Raw genomic sequence first — 19,314 nt, 5'->3', positions numbered from 1 at the left:
TGTCGACGGACGTTGGACATCAAACGATGGCAGTCAGCCCGTTCAAGTTCTTGCAGGAAGTGCGCTCGGAGACCGCCAAGGTCACCTGGCCGACCCGCCGTGAGACGACCATCACCACCATCATGGTGTTCGTCATGGTCGCCGTGGCCTCGATCTTCTTCTTCGCCGCCGACCAGGTCATCCGTTACCTCATCACCTTCCTTCTGGGCATCCACTGATGGCAACAGCAACGGCTCAATTGTCTGACAAGCGCTGGTACATCGTCCACGCCTATTCGAACTTCGAGAAGAAGGTCGCCGAATCGATCCGCGAGCAGGCCAAGCAGCGTGGGCTCGAGGAGCTGTTCGAGCTGGTGCTGGTTCCGACCGAGAAGGTCACGGAAGTGCGCCGCGGCCGCAAGATCGACGCCGAGCGCAAGTTCTTTCCGGGCTACGTGCTGGTGAAGATGAAGCTGACCGACGAGGCGTTTCATCTGATCAAGAACACGCCGAAGGTGACCGGCTTCCTCGGCGCGGAAAACAAGCCGATGCCGATCTCGGAAGCCGAGGCCATGCGCATCCTGCACCAGGTGCAGGAGGGCGTGGAACGGCCGAAGGCGTCGGTGTCGTTCGAGATCGGCGAGAACGTGCGCGTGGCCGACGGCCCGTTCGCCTCGTTCTCGGGTGTCGTCGAGGAAATCGACGAGGCGCGCTCGCGCGTGAAGGTCGCGGTGTCGATCTTCGGCCGCGCCACGCCGGTCGAACTGGAATTCGGTCAGGTCGAGAAGATCTGATCGGGTAGGCGTGAGACTTCGGTCTCACGCAACAAGAGGCCGTGGGAGGGAGAGGGCGGTTGCCAGCCGCATCCGACCCAGACCACGAACCTGAAACCGCCGGTCCAGGCCGGCCCAACAGGAGTGATACATGGCAAAGAAAGTGACCGGATACCTGAAGCTTCAGGTCCCGGCCGGTGCGGCGAATCCTTCGCCCCCGATCGGTCCCGCGCTCGGTCAGCGCGGTCTCAACATTATGGAGTTCTGCAAGGCGTTCAACGCCCAGACCCAGAAGGAAGAGAAGAACACCCCCATCCCGGTGGTCATCACCATCTATGCGGACCGTTCCTTCACCTTCGAGATGAAGACGCCGCCGATGTCCTTCTTCCTCAAACAGGCTGCCAAGATCCAGTCCGGCTCGAAGGCGCCGGGCCGCGACAAGGCCGGCGCGGTGACCAAGGCGCAAGTGCGCGAGATCGCCGAGAAGAAGATGAAGGATCTCAATTGCGATACCATCGAATCGGCCATGAAGATGGTCGAGGGCTCTGCCCGCTCGATGGGTCTGGAAGTGGCAGGGTAAGCGGTCATGGCAATCGGAAAGCGTTTGAACAAAGCCCGCGAAGGTGTTGATCGCGAAAAGCTTTACCCGCTCGCGGACGCCATCAAGATGGTCAAGGAACGCGCGAAAGCGAAGTTCGACGAGACCATCGAGGTCGCGATCAATCTCGGCGTCGATCCGCGTCACGCCGACCAGATGGTCCGCGGCGTCGTGACCCTGCCGAACGGCACCGGCCGTACGCTCCGCGTCGGCGTGTTCGCCCGCGGCGCCAAGGCTGATGAAGCCAAGGCTGCGGGTGCCGACGTCGTCGGCGCCGAAGACCTGGTCGAAAAGGTGCAGAACGGCACGATCGATTTCGATCGTTGTATCGCGACCCCCGACATGATGCCGCTGGTCGGCCGTCTCGGTAAGGTGCTGGGCCCGCGCGGCCTGATGCCGAACCCAAAGATCGGCACTGTGACCATGGACGTCACTGGCGCGGTGAAGGGTGCCAAGGGCGGCTCGGTCGAGTTCCGTGTCGAGAAGGCCGGCATCCTGCAGGCCGGCGTCGGCAAGGCCTCGTTCTCCGAGGAGAAGCTGGTCGAGAACATCAAGGCCCTGGCTGACGCTGTCTCCAAGGCCAAGCCGGCTGGTTCCAAGGGCACCTACATCCAGCGCGTTGCGGTGTCCTCGTCGATGGGCCCCGGCGTGAAGGTCGAACCGGGCACCATTCTCGGCTAGGGTTTGTAAATGCATGAGGCGAGGGGCGGAATTGGGCAACCGATTCCGCCCCTCGTCGTTTGTGACGGTGTTCACTGGAAACAAGAACAATGACTGACAAGGTCCTGATCTACTCGCGCTTTCCCAAAACGATGATGGCGCGCTTCGCCGAGCGGTTCGAGCTGCTCGACACCGGCGGCAAGCCGGCGCGCGAGGTGTTTTCGGCCGACGAGCTCGGTGGCATCCGCGCGGTGCTCACCGCGGGCGGCACGCCGCTCGGCGCGGAGGCGATGGACCTGTTTCCAAAGCTCGGCACCATCGTCTGCTACGGCACCGGTTATGACGGCGTCGATCTGAAGGCCGCCGCCGCGCGCAACATTGCGGTCGGCCACAGCCCCGGCGCCAATGCGGCCTCGGTCGCCGATATCGCGATGACCTTGATGCTGGCGACGACGCGACGGATCCTGGTTGCCGACCAATATGTCCGCAGCGGCGATTGGGCTGCCTCAAAGCAGTCGCCGATGATGCGCCCGCAGGCCGGCATGCCCGGCCGCCGCATCGGCGTCTACGGCATGGGCGAGATCGGCCGCAAGATCGCGGCGCGCTGCGCCGCCTTCGAGAGCGAAATCGGCTATTTCAGCCGCAGCAAACACGATCTGCCGTATCAATATTTCCCGACGCTGGAGGCGCTCGCCGACTGGAGCAGCGTGCTGATGATCGCGGTCCGGGCAGGGGCCGAGACCCAGCACGCCGTCAGCGCCGATATCCTCAAGCGGCTCGGGGCGGACGGCTACGTCGTCAACATCTCCCGCGGCTCGGTGATCGACGAGACTGCCCTGGTGACGGCTCTCACCGAGAAGACCATCGCCGGCGCGGGTCTCGACGTCTACGACAAGGAACCGCACGCGCCAGACGCGCTGACGGCGCTGCCCAATGTGGTGTTCGCCCCCCATATCGGCGGCCATACCCTCGAATCGCATGTTGCCATGCAGATTTGTGTGCTGGCGAACCTGACCGCGTTTTTCGAGGGCAAGCCGCTGCCTTATGGGGTCAAATGAGCCTGAATCGGCCCTTGTCGGCCCGGGTCAAGCGCCAGCGGCAACGGATTGGAACTGGTGTGAATTTTGCTCTTGGCAAGCAGGCCCTGAGCGGTTAAAGAACCGCTTCCGGACGTACCGGCCTTGGCTGGCGCGTTCGTGCACGCATTCCGAAAAACCCGATACGACAGGAGATCATTCCTTTTCAGGACGTCCGCAAGGATTTGCCGGAAAAGGAAGGAAAACCCGTCGGATGGTGGAATGCGGGCAGGGGTCGGGCGGTTCGCCGGCTGGCCTTGTCCTGTCCAAGACTGCAGGCGCCCGCGGGGAATCTCGATTTCTCAACGGCTTAATCGCATGGCCTGCATAGACGGGTGAAGACCGGATTTCACTTCGTGTCCACCTTAGGGTTGGCTGCGGAATGGGTTTGGTTCGGACCTCGACACGCCGTGGGCTCCAATGGGCTCCCGGAGGGCAGGCTTTGAATTGTCGTCTCGCCCGGCGCGTGTCCGAAGGGTTTTGGCCCAGAGGTTCAGGTTTTGGGTGGGACGATGGGTGCAACCCGGTGGTCCCGTTTCTCGCGATGACCGCCAACCGGAAAGAGCTTGCTGTGGAACGAGCGGCAAAAAAGGAAGCGGTCGAACAGCTCAATGGCATCTTCAAGGCCACGAGCGTCGCGGTCGTTGCCCAATATTCCGGCCTGACCGTTGTCCAGATGCAGAAGCTGCGCATGCAGATGAAGCAGGCTGGCGCCTCGGTGAAGGTCTCGAAGAACCGTCTCGCCAAAATTGCTCTTGAAGGCACTGACGTCGTTGCCATCGGTTCCATGTTGAAGGGACCGACCGTGATCGCCACTTCGGACGATCCGGTAGCGGCGCCAAAGGTCGCCGTCGAATTCGCCAAGGCGAACGAAAAGTTCGTCATCATTGGCGGCTCGATGGGAACGACCGTCCTGAATGTCGACGGCGTGAAGGCACTTGCCTCGCTGCCGTCGCTTGACGAACTGCGCGCCAAGATCGTCGGCCTTCTTGTGGCCCCGGCGACCAAGATCGCTCAGCTCGCCAATGCGCCCGCGGGCAAGCTCGCGCGCGTCATCCAGGCTTATGCCTCAAAGAGCGAAGCGGCCTGACGCCCTTCGCAAAACTCAAACCCGAACTAGATTACATTCAAGGAAACTGAACAATGGCTGACTTGCAGAAGATCGTTGACGACCTCTCGGGCCTCACCGTGCTCGAAGCTGCCGAACTCGCGAAGCTCCTCGAAGAGAAGTGGGGCGTTTCGGCTGCCGCGGCTGTCGCCGTGGCCGGTCCGGCTGGTGGTGGCGCTGCCGCCGCTCCGGTTGAAGAGAAGACCGAGTTCACGGTCGTTCTTGCCGCCGCCGGCGACAAGAAGATCGAGGTCATCAAGGAAGTCCGCGCCATCACCGGCCTGGGCCTGAAGGAAGCAAAGGACCTCGTCGAGGGCGCGCCGAAGCCTGTCAAGGAAGGCGTGAACAAGGACGAAGCCGAGAAGCTCAAGGCCCAGCTCGAGAAGGCTGGCGCGAAGGTCGAGCTCAAGTAAGCAACGCTTACTGATACGAGATCCCGGTGAGCATCAGCGAAACCGGGATCTCGGTCCACTCCCCGAAAGGATGGGCCAGATGCAAAAGGCGTGCGACGGAACAGCCCGACGCAGGTCGAACACGAAAAAGTGTGGGGATGTGAGGCTTTACCCCTCGAATCTGCACTACTGTCGTCCCATATCGGGTCGACAGCACGAAAGCGCGGTGGGCAGGGGTGCCGGATTTCCCTGTAAGCCGTTGGGAGAGCAAGCTATTTCGGGCTTTTGCAGTCCGTGAAGAGAATGGTTGTGACGGGCGGGCGCGCTACTGCGCCCCGCGCGTCGTTTTGCGTTTTGAAGGTCTGAAGAACAGATTCAGGACATTCCTACCTGAAACTGAGTCTCCGGTCCTCCAAAGCGGGTTCGAAAAATTCAACCCGGGGAGCGGCGGTAGCCGCGTTCCGGACGGCGCGCCCAGATCGGGCGCCGAAAATGAGAGGCCACGATGGCGCAGCAGACATTCACCGGTCGCAAACGCGTTCGCAAGTTCTTCGGACACATCAAGGAAGTTGCCGAGATGCCGAACCTCATCGAGGTTCAGAAGGCATCCTATGACCAGTTCCTGATGGTCGACGAGCCCCAGGGCGGGCGGTCCGATGAGGGCTTGCAGGCAGTGTTCCGCTCGGTGTTCCCGATCTCTGACTTCTCGGGCACCTCGATGCTGGAATTCGTCCGCTACGAGTTCGAGCCGCCGAAATACGACGTCGACGAGTGCCGCCAGCGCGGCATGACCTTCGCCGCGCCCCTCAAGGTGACGCTGCGCCTCATCGTGTTCGATATCGACGAGGAAACCGGCGCGAAGTCGGTCAAGGACATCAAGGAGCAGGACGTCTACATGGGCGACATCCCGCTCATGACGATGAACGGCACCTTCATCGTCAACGGCACCGAGCGCGTCATCGTCTCGCAGATGCACCGTTCGCCCGGCGTGTTCTTCGACCACGACAAGGGCAAGACCCATTCCTCGGGCAAGCTGCTGTTCGCCGCCCGCGTGATCCCGTATCGCGGCTCCTGGCTCGACATCGAGTTCGATGCCAAGGACATCGTCTATGCGCGTATCGACCGTCGCCGCAAGCTTCCGGTGACGTCGCTGATGTTCGCGCTCGGCCTCGACGGCGAGGCGATCCTCAGCACCTTCTACAAGAAGATCCAGTACAAGCGGATCAAGGAAGGCTGGCGTGTTCCGTTCGACGCCAATCGTTTCCGCGGCTACTCGACCATCAACGACCTGATCGATGCCGATACCGGCAAGGTCGTGCTCGAGGCCGGCAAGAAGCTCACCGTGCGCGGTGCGCGCCAGATGCAGGAGAAGGGCCTCAAGGCGCTGCGCCTGTCGGATGCGGAGCTCGTCGGCAACTACATCGCCGAGGACCTCGTCAATCCGAAGACCGGCGAGATCCACGCGGAAGCCGGTGAAGAGATCACCGACAAGTCGATGAAGGCTCTCAACGAGCACGGCTACAAGGAACTGCCGCTGCTCGACATCGACCACGTCAATGTCGGCGCCTACATCCGCAACACGCTCTCGGCCGACAAGAACATGACGCGCGAGGACGCGCTGTTCGACATCTACCGCGTGATGCGTCCGGGCGAGCCGCCGACGTTGGATTCGGCGCAGGCGATGTTCCAGTCGCTGTTCTTCGACGCCGAGCGTTACGACCTCTCAGCGGTCGGCCGCGTCAAGATGAACATGCGCCTCGACCTCGATGCGCCCGACACCCAGCGCACGCTGCGCAAGGAAGACATCCTCTCCGTCATCAAGACGCTGGTGGATTTGCGCGACGGCAAGGGCGAGATCGACGACATCGACCATCTCGGCAACCGCCGTGTGCGTTCGGTCGGCGAGCTCATGGAGAACCAGTACCGCATCGGCTTGCTCCGCATGGAGCGCGCGATCAAGGAGCGCATGTCCTCGGTCGACATCGACACGGTCATGCCGCAGGACCTGATCAACGCGAAGCCGGCGGCCGCCGCCGTGCGCGAGTTCTTCGGCTCCTCGCAGCTCTCGCAGTTCATGGACCAGACCAACCCGCTGTCGGAGATCACCCACAAGCGCCGTCTCTCGGCGCTTGGACCGGGCGGTCTGACCCGCGAGCGCGCCGGCTTCGAGGTGCGCGACGTGCATCCGACGCATTACGGCCGCATCTGCCCGATCGAGACGCCGGAAGGTCCGAACATCGGCCTGATCAACTCGCTCGCGACCTTCGCGCGCGTGAACAAGTACGGCTTCGTCGAGACGCCTTACCGCAAGGTCAAGGACGGCCGCGTCACCGACGAGGTCGTGTACCTCTCGGCGATGGAAGAGGGCCGCTACACGGTCGCGCAGGCCAACGTGCCGCTCGATCCGAAGGGCCGCTTCACCGAAGATCTCGTGGTCTGCCGTCACGCCGGCGAAGTCTTGCCGGTGACCCCGGACAAGGTCGACTACATGGACGTGTCGCCGAAGCAGCTCGTTTCGGTCGCAGCCGCGCTGATCCCGTTCCTCGAGAACGACGACGCCAACCGCGCGCTGATGGGCTCGAACATGCAGCGCCAGGCGGTGCCGCTGGTTCGCGCCGAGGCGCCGTTCGTCGGCACCGGCATGGAAGGCGTGGTTGCGCGTGACTCGGGTGCTGCGATCGCAGCGCGCCGTTCGGGCGTGATCGACCAGATCGACGCAACCCGTGTCGTCATCCGCGCCACGGAAGATCTCGATCCGACCAAGTCGGGCGTCGATATCTACCGGCTGATGAAGTACCAGCGCTCGAACCAGTCGACCTGCATCAACCAGCGTCCGCTGGTGAAGGTCGGCGACATCGTCAAGAAGGGCGACATCATCGCCGACGGCCCGTCGACCGATCTCGGTGAGCTCGCGCTCGGCCGCAACGTGCTGGTCGCGTTCATGCCGTGGAACGGCTACAACTTCGAAGACTCGATCCTGCTCTCCGAGCGGATCGTGAAGGAAGACGTGTTTACCTCAATTCATATCGAAGAATTCGAGGTGATGGCCCGCGACACCAAGCTCGGACCCGAGGAAATCACCCGCGACATTCCGAACGTGTCGGAAGAAGCGCTGAAGAACCTCGACGAAGCCGGTATCGTGTACATCGGCGCGGAAGTGCGCGCCGGCGACATCCTGGTCGGCAAGATCACTCCGAAGGGCGAAAGCCCGATGACGCCGGAAGAAAAGCTCCTGCGCGCCATCTTCGGTGAAAAGGCTTCCGACGTTCGCGACACCTCGCTGCGCGTTCCTCCGGGCGTGCAGGGCACCATCGTCGAAGTGCGCGTGTTCAACCGTCACGGCGTCGACAAGGACGAGCGTGCGCTGGCGATCGAGCGGGAAGAGATCGAACGTCTGGCCAAGGACCGCGACGACGAGCAGGCGATTCTGGACCGCAACGTCTACAACCGTCTTGCCGAGCTGCTCGAGGGACGGCAGGGCATCGCCGGTCCGAAGGGCTTCAAGAAGGACACCAAGATCACCCGTGCGGTGCTCGAGGAGTACCCGAAGTCGCAGTGGTGGCTGTTCGCTTCGCCGAACGACAAGCTGATGGCCGAGATCGAGGCCATGCGGAAGCAGTACGACGAGTCGAAGAAGGGGCTGGAACAGCGCTTCCTCGACAAGGTCGAAAAGCTTCAGCGCGGTGACGAATTGCCGCCCGGCGTGATGAAGATGGTCAAGGTCTTCGTCGCGGTGAAGCGCAAGATCCAGCCCGGCGACAAGATGGCCGGCCGCCACGGCAACAAGGGCGTGGTGTCGAAGATCGTGCCGATCGAGGACATGCCGTTCCTCGAAGACGGTACGCATGCCGACATCGTGCTCAATCCGCTCGGCGTGCCCTCGCGCATGAACGTTGGACAGATCCTCGAGACCCATCTCGGCTGGGCCTGTGCCGGCCTCGGCAAGCGTATCGGCCAGACTGTCGATGCCTACCTGTCGAGGCAGGACATCAAGCCGCTGAAGGAAACCTTGAAGAAGGTCTACGGCGAGGACGAGACGATCAAGTCGCTCAACGACAACGAGTTGATCGAGCTCGGCCACAATCTGAGCCGCGGCGTGCCGATCGCGACGCCGGTGTTCGACGGCGCCAAGGAAGCGGACATCGAGGAGATGCTGAAGCTTGCCGGTCTCGACGCTTCGGGTCAGTCGACCGTCTATGACGGCCGCACCGGCGATGCCTTCGATCGCAAGGTGACGGTGGGCTACATCTACATGCTCAAGCTGCACCATCTCGTCGACGACAAGATCCACGCGCGTTCGATCGGTCCGTACTCGCTCGTCACCCAGCAGCCGCTGGGCGGCAAGGCGCAGTTCGGCGGCCAGCGCTTCGGCGAAATGGAAGTGTGGGCGCTCGAGGCTTACGGCGCGGCGTACACGCTCCAGGAAATGCTGACCGTGAAGTCGGACGACGTCGCCGGCCGTACCAAGGTGTACGAGGCGATCGTGCGTGGCGACGACACCTTCGAGGCCGGTATTCCGGAATCGTTCAACGTGCTGGTCAAGGAAATGCGCTCGCTCGGCCTCAACGTCGACTTGCACAATTCCAAGGTCGGACCGGGGACGGCGGAAGCGGCCGAGTAAGACGACCCTCATGCCCGGCCTGAACGGCCGGGCATCGGCACCCAGTCCCCGAGTCGCGAGGGGCGGGGCGCCCCGCATAGTGATTTTCGAATTTGCTGCCGGAGGCGACCGGCACGCGAGGAGAAGACGATGAACCAAGAAATTATGAATCTCTTTAATCCGACGACGCCGGCTCAGGTCTTCGACCAGATCCGGATCTCGATCGCGAGCCCTGAGAAGATTCTGTCCTGGTCGTACGGCGAGATCAAGAAGCCGGAAACCATCAACTACCGTACCTTCAAGCCCGAGCGCGACGGCCTGTTCTGCGCCCGCATCTTCGGGCCGATCAAGGACTACGAGTGCTTGTGCGGCAAGTACAAGCGCATGAAGTACAAGGGCATCATCTGCGAGAAGTGCTCGGTCGAGGTCACGCTGTCGCGCGTCCGGCGCGAGCGCATGGGCCATATCGAGCTCGCAGCCCCCGTTGCCCACATCTGGTTCCTGAAGTCGCTGCCCTCGCGCATCGGCCTCCTGCTCGACATGACGCTCAAGGATCTCGAGCGGATTCTCTACTTCGAATACTACGTCGTGCTCGAGCCGGGCCTCACCGCGCTGAAGGACCGTCAGCTGCTGTCGGAAGACGAGTATCTGAAGGCGCAGGACGAGTACGGCCAGGATTCCTTCACCGCCATGATCGGCGCGGAAGCGATCCGCGAGTTGCTCAAGGGCATGGATCTCGAGAAGCTCGAACTGACCTTGCGCGCGGAGATGCAGGAGACCGACTCCGACATCAAGCACAAGAAGCTCGCCAAGCGCCTGAAGATCGTGGAAGCGTTCCGCCACTCCGGCAACAAGCCGGAATGGATGATCATGACCGTGGTCCCGGTGATCCCGCCGGACCTGCGTCCGCTGGTGCCGCTTGACGGCGGCCGCTTCGCGACCTCGGACCTCAACGACCTCTACCGCCGCGTCATCAACCGCAACAACCGCTTGAAGCGGCTGATGGAGCTGCGCGCGCCTGACATCATCATCCGCAACGAGAAGCGCATGCTTCAGGAGGCCGTCGACGCGCTGTTCGACAACGGCCGCCGCGGCCGCGTTATCACCGGTGCCAACAAGCGTCCGCTGAAGTCGCTCGCCGACATGCTCAAGGGCAAGCAGGGCCGCTTCCGTCAGAACCTGCTCGGCAAGCGCGTCGACTATTCGGGCCGTTCGGTGATCGTGGTCGGTCCCGAGCTGCGCCTGCATCAGTGCGGCCTGCCGAAGAAGATGGCGCTCGAGCTGTTCAAGCCGTTCATCTACTCGCGGCTTGATGCCAAGGGCCTGTCCACCACGGTGAAGCAGGCGAAGAAGCTGGTCGAGAAGGAACGGCCCGAGGTCTGGGACATCCTGGACGAGGTCATCCGCGAGCACCCGGTGCTGCTGAACCGCGCGCCGACGCTGCATCGCCTCGGCATCCAGGCGTTCGAGCCCGTGCTGATCGAGGGCAAGGCGATCCAGCTCCATCCGCTGGTCTGCGCCGCGTTCAACGCCGACTTCGACGGCGACCAGATGGCCGTGCACGTTCCGCTGTCGCTTGAGGCGCAGCTGGAAGCGCGCGTCCTGATGATGTCGACCAACAACATCCTGCATCCGGCGAACGGCCAGCCGATCATCGTGCCGTCGCAGGACATCGTGCTCGGTCTCTACTACGTCTCCATCATGCGCGAAGGCCTGCCCGGCGAGGGCAAGATCTTCGGCGAGATGGCTGAGCTCGAGCACGCACTGCACGCGAAGGTCATCCACCTCCACACCAAGATCAGGTACCGGTGGGAAGGCATTGACGAGACCGGCAAGATTTCCAAGCGCTGGATCGAAACCACCGCTGGCCGAGTCATGCTGGGCAACCTGCTGCCGCGGAATCCGCGGGTTCCGTTCGAGATCATCAACAAGCTGATGACCAAGCGCGAAATCTCCGGCGTCATCGACCAGGTCTACCGCCACTGCGGCCAGAAGGAGACGGTGATCTTCTGCGACCGCATCATGGCGCTCGGCTTCTACAACGCGTTCAAGGCCGGCATCTCGTTCGGCAAGGACGACATGGTCGTGCCGCACTCCAAGTGGAAGATCGTCGACACCACCCGTACGCTGGCGAAGGATTTCGAGCAGCAGTACAACGACGGCCTGATCACCCATGGCGAGAAGTACAACAAGGTCGTCGACGCCTGGTCGAAGGCCACGGAAGAAATCGCCAAGGCTATGATGAAGGAGATCTCCTCGACCAAGAAGACGGCGAGCGGGGCGGATGCCGACATCAACTCGATCTACATGATGGCTCACTCCGGTGCCCGCGGTTCGCCGGCCCAGATGCGCCAGCTCGCCGGCATGCGCGGCCTGATGGCCAAGCCGTCGGGTGAGATCATCGAGACGCCGATCATCTCGAACTTCAAGGAAGGCCTCTCGGTGCTCGAGTACTTCAACTCGACCCACGGCGCCCGTAAGGGTCTCGCGGACACCGCGTTGAAGACCGCGAACTCCGGCTATCTGACCCGTCGTCTGGTCGACGTCGCGCAGGACTGCATCATCACGCAGAACGACTGCGGCACCAAGCTCGGCATCAAGATGCGCGCCATCGTCGATGCCGGCACCGTGGTCGCCTCGCTCGGCTCGCGCATCCTGGGCCGCACGGCCTGCGAAGACGTGCGTGACAGCTCGGGCAAGGTGATCTTCAAGCGCGGTACGCTGATGGAAGAGAGCCATCTGGATGCCATCCATCAGGGTGGCGTGCAGGAGGTGAAGATCCGTTCGGCTCTGACCTGCGAGCTCGTCAACGGCATCTGCGGCATGTGCTACGGACGCGACCTCGCCCGCGGTACGCCGGTCAACCACGGCGAAGCCGTCGGCGTCATCGCGGCGCAGTCGATCGGCGAGCCCGGCACCCAGCTGACCATGCGCACCTTCCACATCGGTGGTGCGGCGCAGCTCAACGAGCAGTCGTTCGTCGAATCCAACTTCGACGGCAAGATCGTGATCAGGAACAAGGCCATCGCCCGCAACAGCGACGGCCACCTGGTCGCAATGGTCCGCAACATGGTGATCGCGATCGTCGATGCCGACGGCACCGAGCGTGCGACGCACCGTATTCAGTACGGTTCGCGCCTGCACATCGACGAGGGCGACATGGTCAAGCGCGGCCAGCGTATCGTCGAGTGGGATCCCTACACCCGTCCGCTCCTCACCGAGGTCGAAGGCACCATCGGCTTCGAGGATCTGGTCGAGGGACAGTCGATCTCGGAAACGCTCGACGAGGCCACCGGTATCGCCAAGCGCGTGGTCATCGACTGGCGCTCGATGCGCGGCGGCGCGGACCTGCGTCCGGCTATCGTGATCAAGGGCAAGGACGGCAAGGTGCTCAAGCTCGCCCGTGGCGGCGATGCTCGCTACATGCTGTCGGTCGACGCCATTCTGTCGGTCGACATCGGAGCCAAGGTCCAGGCGGGCGACATCCTCGCCCGTGTCTCGACCGAAAGCGCCAAGACGCGTGACATCACCGGCGGTCTGCCGCGGGTGGCGGAATTGTTCGAGGCACGGCGTCCGAAGGATGCGGCGATCATCGCCGAAATCGCGGGCACCATCCGGTTTGGGCGCGACTACAAGAACAAGCGTCGCATCTCGATCGAGCCGATGGACAAGACCGAAGAGGCACGCGAGTACCTGATCCCGAAGGGCAAGCACATCCACCTTCAGGACGGCGACGTCGTCGAAAAGGGCGACTTCATCGTGGAAGGCAATCCGGCGCCGCACGACATTCTGGCGGTCAAGGGCATCGAGGAACTCGCGGCCTATCTGGTCAACGAGATCCAGGAAGTCTACCGGCTCCAGGGCGTGCTCATCAACGACAAGCACATCGAGGTGATCGTCCGTCAGATGCTCCAGAAGGTGGAAGTCACCGACCAGGGCGACACGGACATGATCTCGGGCGAGCAGATCGACAAGATCGAGTTCGACCAGATCAACGCGAAGGCCAAGGAAGAGGGCAAGAAGATCGCCACGGCGACGCCGGTTCTGCTCGGCATCACCAAGGCGAGCCTTCAGACCCGCTCCTTCTTCTCGGCGGCCTCGTTCCAGGAGACCACCCGCGTCCTCACGGAAGCGGCGGTCAACGGCAAGGTCGATCCGCTCGAAGGCCTCAAGGAGAACGTCATCGTCGGCCGGCTGATCCCGGCAGGCACCGGCGCCTCCATGGCCAAGATCCGCGAAGTCGCCGTGAAGCGCGACAAGATGATCCTCGACGAGCGCGAGAAGCAGGCGGCCGTCGTGTCGCCCGCGCCGGAAGTCGAGCCGATGGCGCTGCCGCCCGCGGAATGATCGTTCATCCGTAGGACTACCGAGAACAATGAAAAGGCCGGCGGAAGCCGGCCTTTTTGCTGCTTTGTTTGCCTGCTGCGGTGCAGGATCAACATTTGTTCATCTTTCCTTCAGCCGCAAAAGCGCTTCTGCTAGGGGAGTTTAGACCGGTGGGGTCCCGTGACAGGGGCAGGGCCGGAGACCACGGATCTGACATGCTTGACCTCGCAATCGTAGGCGGCGGCCCCGGTGGGCTGATGAGCGCCTGGTACCTGAAACGCAAGGTCGGGGACCTCTGCCGCGTCACCATCTACGAGGCGTCCGACCGGCTCGGCGGCAAGATCGTCACGCGCAAATTCGATTCCGCGCCCGCGATGTACGAGGCCGGCGTCGCCGAGATCTACGACTACTCGATGACCGGGCCGGATCCGCTGCGCGAGCTGATCCAACATTTCGGACTACAGACCATTCCCATGGATGCCGAACAGGTGCAGTTCGGCGGCGAACTCCTCGACGACGTGCCGGGCATGCGCCGCAAATACGGCGCCAAGACCGCGGACGCGATCGAAGCGTTCCGCAAGCGCTGCGCCGAGGCAATGACGCCGATCGAATATTACGAGGGCGTCGGCGCGCACGACAACGAGAACCCCTGGGCCTACAAGACCGCCGAGCAGGTGCTCGACGAGGAGGTCGAGGACGAAACAGCAAAGCGCTTCTTCAAGGTGATGGCGCGCTCGGACCTCGCTACCGAGAGTCACAACACCAACGGCCTCAACGCGCTCAAGAACTATCTGATGGATGTCGACGGCTATATCGGCCTCTATTCCATCCAGAACGGCAACGAGCAGCTGATCGAATGCCTGCAGTCGGAGGTCAACGCCAATATCCAGCTCAATCACCGCGTGCTCACCGTCGGCAAGGCGACGACCGGCCGCTACCAGCTCAAGATGATGAACGGCAAGGGACCGGAGACGCGGGACTTCGATCTCGTGCTGATGTGCCTGCCGCATTCCTGGCTTTCCACCGTCGGCTGGGAAGGCGAGCAGCTCCGCAAGTCGATGGTCAAGCACGTCTCCTACTTCGACCGTCCCGCGCACTACCTCCGCGTCTCGATCCTGTTCGACACGCCGTTCTGGGGCGACAAGATCGTCGGCGCGTGGTTCATGTCGGAGGCCTTCGGTGGCTGCTGCGTCTACAACGAGGGCGCGCGCCACGACGTCGGCAAGCACGGCGTCTTGAACTGGCTGATTCCCGGCTCCGATGCGCTGGCCTTCGCCAATTTGTCGGACCAGGAGCTGATCGATGCCGCGCTGAAATCGCTGCCGGCCTCGCTCGGCGACGCGCGCGCGCATTGCATGGAAGGCAAGATCCACCGCTGGCTGTCGTCGGTGAACGCGATTCCGGGCGGTCTGCCCGTGCGCGACGTCATGACCAATCACCGGCCCGAGCCGAAGGAGCACCCCGGCATCGTGGTGGTCGGCGACTATCTGTTCGACTCGACGCTGAATGGCCTGCTCGATTCCTCCGACGCGGCGACCGACATCATCCTGACCGAGATGATGCGCCTGCGCCGCGAGCGCGCGCAGGACGACAAGCCGCTCTCCGACAAGGTCGATCGCGAGTATTTCGAGAACTATCGCGGCCTCGGCCCCTACGGCGAGGCGTGGCGTCACTTCACCGATCCCGATTACCTGGCCAAGCTGATCGGCATCGTCTGGGGCAAGACCGAGGGCGCCAAGCTATTGGTCGCGGGCTCGGCCAGCGGTGAGCTGGTCGGTGCGCTGCGCGATCGCGGCATCGACGCCTTCGGCATCGAGAACAACCGCGCCATCCACGCCAAAACGCCGAAGGCGCTGAAGAAATACAACAAGCTCGGCTCGATCACCGACATGCCGTTCAAGAACGGCGCGTTCGATTTCGTGTTCGAGACCAGCCTCTGCCACGTTTCCCCGAAGCAGGTGGTCCGCGCGATCCGGGAGCTGAACCGCGTGGTCAAGACCGGCCTCGTGTTCGGCTCGATCACCTCGGACATGGCTTCAGTGGTGATCGACCGCTATGACCTGTTGCGCGGTGTCAAGAAGCTCGGCACCTGGTGGGAATGGTCCGAGCTGTTCTTCGGCAACGGCTTCGACCTGTCGATGCACCGCAAGGACTGCAGCGACGCGCTCTGGGAGGCGACGCTCGCCGCCAACAAGGGCCCGGGTCAGTGGTATGCCGACGCCGACTCCTTGCGCTATTCCTTTTTCGACAAGGTCGAGGACGAGGAAGACGACTAGCCGCTTCGAGCGGGCGCCTTCGCCAATTGTTTTGCCGAATTCATCTTGATCGCATAGAATCGGTGCAATGGCGGTTGCCGCTATTTTCTGCTTTCTCTGCGGTCATGCCGGCCGTCAGCATCGGTTGGTTTCATGGCATCCAAGCCTCTCTCGCCCGACAACCAGAAGCTTGCCGCGGAAGACGCGGCCGAGCTCGACGACAAGCTCGCCTCCACTGCCAAGCCGGATATCGAAGGAGACGAGGACGATGAAGAAGAGGAGGATGACGAGCTGGAGCTCGATGACGACGATGAGGACGAGGATCTCGTCGTCTTTACCGCGCGCGAAGCCGCCGGCGCGCTCGCGACCATCCTGGGTTTCGTCAAACCTTATCTGACGAACTACAAGCGGATGCTGTCATTCGTGGCGTTCGGCGTCTTCGTCGAGACCCTGTTCAATGTCATCATGCCACTCAGCCTGAAGTTCCTGATCGACGATGCGCTCGGCGAGGAGGATTTCCAGGCGCTGTACAAGATCCTCGGCGTGCTCGCGGTCGCCGGCATCTTCACCTCGATCGTCGCGATCTGGTACGAGCGCTGGGATGCGCGGCTCGCGGCCTGCATCATCTCCGACGTCCGCAAACGGCTGTTCGAGCATGTCCAGGACCTGCCGGCGGCCTATTTCGGCCGCACCAAGCGCGGCGAAATCCTGTCGCGCTTCTCCGTCGACCTCGCGGCCTTCGAGGGCTCGGTCAAGACCTTTGCCAACAGCGCGGCACTGCCGTTCCTGGAGTTGATCGCGGGGATCATCCTGATGGTGTTCCTGAACTGGCAGCTCGCGGTGGTTGCGCTGCTGGTGTTTCCGATCACGCTGATCGGTCCGCGCATGCTCACGCCGAAGGCTGTTCAGGCGAACTACGAGCAGAAGCTCAACGAGTCCGCGCTGCTCGGCATGGTGCAGGAGAACGTGGCGGCGCAGGCCGTGATCAAGGCTTTCAGCCTGCAACGCCGGATGTTCGGCTTCTTCAAGTTCCGTAACGACGAGACACGAAACAGGATGGCCTCGGCGGCGTTCCTGTCGACCATGGTGGAGCGGACGGTCACCATCTCGGTGCTGCTCTTGCATATCGTCGTGCTCGCGATCGGCGCGTATCTGGCGACCAAGGGCCAGATCACCATCGGCACCTTCGTCACCTTCGAGAGCGCGTTCTGGGAGGTGTCCTACAACATCGCCCATGTGATGCATTTCATTCCCGTGTCGATCTCCTCGGCAGCCGCGATCCGTCACATGCAGGAACTGCTCGACGAGCCCACGCGCAGCGCCGATCGTGCCGGCGCGCCCGACCTGCCGCGCATCACCAACGACATCACCTTCGACCACGTGTCGTTCCAGTACCAAGGCAGCCAGACGCCGGTGCTGGACAATCTCAGCCTCAAGCTCAATGTCGGCAAGCGCATCGCCATCGTCGGCCCCTCGGGCTCCGGCAAGAGCACGCTGCTGAACCTGATCCTGCGGCTCTACGTACCGGACGAGGGCCGCGTCACCATCGACGGCGTCGACGTCCGCAAGGTGACGCTGGATTCGCTGCGCCGGAGCATGGCGGTGGTGTTCCAGGAGAACATGCTGTTCAACATGTCGATCCGCGAGAACATCCGGCTCGGCAAGGAGGGCGCGACCGACGAGGAGGTGGAGGAGGCGGCCAGGAAGGCCGAGATCCACCGCTACATCATGAGCCTGCCGCAGCGATACGACACGCCGGTGGGCGAGCGCGGCGATACCTTGTCGGGCGGCCAGCGCCAGCGTATCGCGATCGCGCGCGCGGTCATCCGTAATCCCTCCGTGCTGCTGCTGGACGAAGCCACCTCGGCACTCGACCAGACCACGGAAGCCGCGATCAACCGCACGCTGCTGAAGGTCGCCAAGGGCCGCACCATGATCTGGTCGACCCACCGTCTGTCCTCGGTGGTCGAGATGGACGAGATCATCGTGATTTCAGGGGGCAGGGCGATCGAGCGCGGCTCGCATGCCGAACTGCTGGCCACGAATGGCACCTATCGCAAGCTGTGGAACGACCAGACCCACCAGCCGCATGGCGCGGCGGCTCACGTCGACGAGGACAGCGACGAGGATGGAGACGACCTCGACGAGGATGATGAGGACGACGAGGAGGAGTGACCGAGGAAGTTCGGCTCCAGATGAACTGCGCCTCCAAGCGGCCGCAATAGCCCCTGAACCGACCAGGCAATGAAGCGTGCCCAGCGCTGCGCCGTCCAGTAGGGGCTTGTCGCAATCGAGACCGAGCGGAAGTCGAACGCCTTCGCCGCCGACCATTCGTCGCACTCCCGCTTGACCGGATCTGCGTAGAAGGCGGCGATCTTGCTTGTGTCCATCCCCTCGGAGGCCAGCCACTGCGGGATGTAGACGTTGCAGAGCCGCTCGACGTCGGTGAAGACCTTGTCGCAGCCGGTGCCGGCGGCGGGGCAGGAGGTCGAGAAAGCATCGCCCACCAGCACGAGGCCGGGCTGACCGCTTGCATCGTTCACATAGAGATCGACCGGGCGGATTTTCAGCTCACCGGGAATGTCGAATGGGCCGGTGATGCGCTTGAGCCGTGGCAGCGCGACGTTCAGCGTCTCGGCTGGCGCGCGGCGCAGCTCACGCAGCCAGGGATCGTCGAAGCCACGATAGACGAACAGATTGGCGCGCATCCGCGTGCCGATCGGAAACAGCGAGAGGTAGGGGATGCGGTCGCTCGGCCGTTCCGAGAAATAGGTCAGCGCCGGGAAGTCGAACGGATCCCGTCCCGCGGGCACCACGTCGAACCCGATCGAAATCGAATGGCAGGCACTAACGATTTTCCGCGCGATTCCCAGCTGATGGCGCAGGCCAACGTTGAGGCCGTTGGCGAGCACGACCAGCCGGGCGGAGATCACCTTGTCGTTGGAGAGAGTGATCTTCTGCCGCTCCGTGCTCGTCTCGACCAAAACGGCCTTGGCGCAGATGCGCTCGACGCCGGCAGGAATTTCGTCGCGGACGGCGTTTACAAGCGAATCGTAGAGCATGTTGAACTGCCGGCTTGGCGCTTTGTCGAGGAGGCGGCCGAATCGCGCGATCCAGTTCTCGCCCACGAAGGTCGCGCGGCGCAGCACCGATTCGGCGATTCCGGTCCGCAAGAATCGCTCGACTTGCGTGTGACCGCTGATTTTTTCGACTCGAAAGTCCGCCGAATAGCTCTCATGCGGATCAATCAAGACGGTCGACATGCCGCTACGGCCGAGCATCGCGGCTGCGGTCGAGCCGGACAATCCCCCGCCGATAATGGCAATATCCGTGTACCGCATGGCGCAAATCTCTGCCGAAGGCGGCACATTGACGCTCCAACAGAAAAAAAGCCTTACCGAGGGTTATAAAAGTATATTTGACCCGGATATAAATAGACTTCTAGTAGCGGAACATGCTCTTCGTTCCCATATCGGGAGGGCGCAGCGAGGCGGTCAGGAAGCGATTTCGACAGGCGCGGGAAGCGCTTCTAACTGTCGTTTCGCCTT

The 19,314-nt window shown here is 62.8% G+C and carries 12 protein-coding genes; 11 read left to right on the top strand and 1 reads right to left on the bottom strand.

Translation table 11 applies throughout. The features are described 5' to 3' along the window. Positions 1–26: 26 nt before the first annotated feature. From secE to IVB27_RS26045, 11 genes are all read left to right on the top strand, one after another. Positions 27–218: a preprotein translocase subunit SecE gene (secE, locus tag IVB27_RS26095; RefSeq protein ID WP_045008229.1), complete on the top strand. Its 192-nt coding sequence runs from the start codon at positions 27–29 to the stop codon at positions 216–218. Then, on the top strand, positions 218–772 hold the full coding sequence (gene nusG / locus IVB27_RS26090) for a transcription termination/antitermination protein NusG (protein WP_247341142.1): 555 nt from the start codon (positions 218–220) through the stop codon (positions 770–772). The genes secE and nusG overlap by 1 nt, the downstream gene beginning before the upstream one ends. Before the next feature lie 130 nt (positions 773–902). Continuing rightward, a complete protein-coding gene (rplK, locus tag IVB27_RS26085; protein WP_045008228.1) occupies positions 903–1,331 on the top strand; it encodes a 50S ribosomal protein L11 in 429 nt (142 codons plus the stop codon). Between the two features lie 6 nt (positions 1,332–1,337). Then, on the top strand, positions 1,338–2,030 hold the full coding sequence (gene rplA / locus IVB27_RS26080) for a 50S ribosomal protein L1 (RefSeq protein WP_092034881.1): 693 nt from the start codon (positions 1,338–1,340) through the stop codon (positions 2,028–2,030). An 89-nt stretch (positions 2,031–2,119) separates the two neighbouring features. After that, entirely contained in the window at positions 2,120–3,067 is a 948-nt protein-coding gene (locus IVB27_RS26075; protein WP_247445979.1) for a 2-hydroxyacid dehydrogenase, read from the top strand. A gap of 589 nt (positions 3,068–3,656) precedes the next feature. After that, positions 3,657–4,175, top strand: coding sequence for a 50S ribosomal protein L10 (rplJ, locus tag IVB27_RS26070; RefSeq protein WP_247341276.1), 519 nt, complete (start codon positions 3,657–3,659; stop codon positions 4,173–4,175). Positions 4,176–4,228: 53 nt separating this feature from the next. Next, positions 4,229–4,606: a 50S ribosomal protein L7/L12 gene (gene rplL, locus IVB27_RS26065; protein WP_247445978.1), complete on the top strand. Its 378-nt coding sequence runs from the start codon at positions 4,229–4,231 to the stop codon at positions 4,604–4,606. A gap of 484 nt (positions 4,607–5,090) precedes the next feature. Then, on the top strand, positions 5,091–9,206 hold the full coding sequence (gene rpoB / locus IVB27_RS26060) for a DNA-directed RNA polymerase subunit beta (protein ID WP_247341149.1): 4,116 nt from the start codon (positions 5,091–5,093) through the stop codon (positions 9,204–9,206). Positions 9,207–9,335: 129 nt separating this feature from the next. Continuing rightward, positions 9,336–13,532 (top strand): DNA-directed RNA polymerase subunit beta', encoded by a 4,197-nt coding sequence (gene rpoC, locus IVB27_RS26055; RefSeq protein WP_247445977.1) that lies wholly within the window; start codon positions 9,336–9,338, stop codon positions 13,530–13,532. Positions 13,533–13,726: 194 nt separating this feature from the next. Continuing rightward, a complete protein-coding gene (locus tag IVB27_RS26050) occupies positions 13,727–15,787 on the top strand; it encodes an FAD-dependent oxidoreductase (RefSeq protein ID WP_247445976.1) in 2,061 nt (686 codons plus the stop codon). Positions 15,788–15,919: 132 nt separating this feature from the next. Continuing rightward, positions 15,920–17,941, top strand: coding sequence for an ABC transporter ATP-binding protein (locus tag IVB27_RS26045; RefSeq protein WP_247445975.1), 2,022 nt, complete (start codon positions 15,920–15,922; stop codon positions 17,939–17,941). Here IVB27_RS26045 and IVB27_RS26040 read toward each other — a convergent pair. Then, the gene (locus IVB27_RS26040) at positions 17,869–19,107 is read right to left on the bottom strand and encodes an FAD-dependent oxidoreductase (protein WP_247445974.1); all 1,239 of its coding nucleotides are present in this window, start codon (positions 19,105–19,107) and stop codon (positions 17,869–17,871) included. The genes IVB27_RS26045 and IVB27_RS26040 overlap by 73 nt on opposite strands. Between the last annotated feature and the right edge of the window lie 207 nt (positions 19,108–19,314).

Source organism: Bradyrhizobium sp. 197, from assembly GCF_023073375.1.
Classification (GTDB): Bacteria; Pseudomonadota; Alphaproteobacteria; order Rhizobiales; family Xanthobacteraceae; genus Bradyrhizobium.
The sequence above is the reverse complement of the archived record's forward strand: the minus strand, read 5'-3'. Positions and strand labels throughout refer to the sequence as shown.

What these genes read in the sequence shown, in the direction of transcription:
- IVB27_RS26045 (WP_247445975.1), top strand. Translation starts at nt 15,920, where the DNA reads ATGGCATCCAAGCCTCTCTCGCCCGACAACCAGAAGCTTGCCGCGGAA.
- IVB27_RS26040 (WP_247445974.1), bottom strand. Translation starts at nt 19,107, where the DNA reads ATGCGGTACACGGATATTGCCATTATCGGCGGGGGATTGTCCGGCTCG.
- rplL (WP_247445978.1), top strand. Translation starts at nt 4,229, where the DNA reads ATGGCTGACTTGCAGAAGATCGTTGACGACCTCTCGGGCCTCACCGTG.
- secE (WP_045008229.1), top strand. Translation starts at nt 27, where the DNA reads ATGGCAGTCAGCCCGTTCAAGTTCTTGCAGGAAGTGCGCTCGGAGACC.
- rpoC (WP_247445977.1), top strand. Translation starts at nt 9,336, where the DNA reads ATGAACCAAGAAATTATGAATCTCTTTAATCCGACGACGCCGGCTCAG.
- rpoB (WP_247341149.1), top strand. Translation starts at nt 5,091, where the DNA reads ATGGCGCAGCAGACATTCACCGGTCGCAAACGCGTTCGCAAGTTCTTC.
- IVB27_RS26050 (WP_247445976.1), top strand. Translation starts at nt 13,727, where the DNA reads ATGCTTGACCTCGCAATCGTAGGCGGCGGCCCCGGTGGGCTGATGAGC.
- IVB27_RS26075 (WP_247445979.1), top strand. Translation starts at nt 2,120, where the DNA reads ATGACTGACAAGGTCCTGATCTACTCGCGCTTTCCCAAAACGATGATG.
- rplA (WP_092034881.1), top strand. Translation starts at nt 1,338, where the DNA reads ATGGCAATCGGAAAGCGTTTGAACAAAGCCCGCGAAGGTGTTGATCGC.
- rplK (WP_045008228.1), top strand. Translation starts at nt 903, where the DNA reads ATGGCAAAGAAAGTGACCGGATACCTGAAGCTTCAGGTCCCGGCCGGT.
- nusG (WP_247341142.1), top strand. Translation starts at nt 218, where the DNA reads ATGGCAACAGCAACGGCTCAATTGTCTGACAAGCGCTGGTACATCGTC.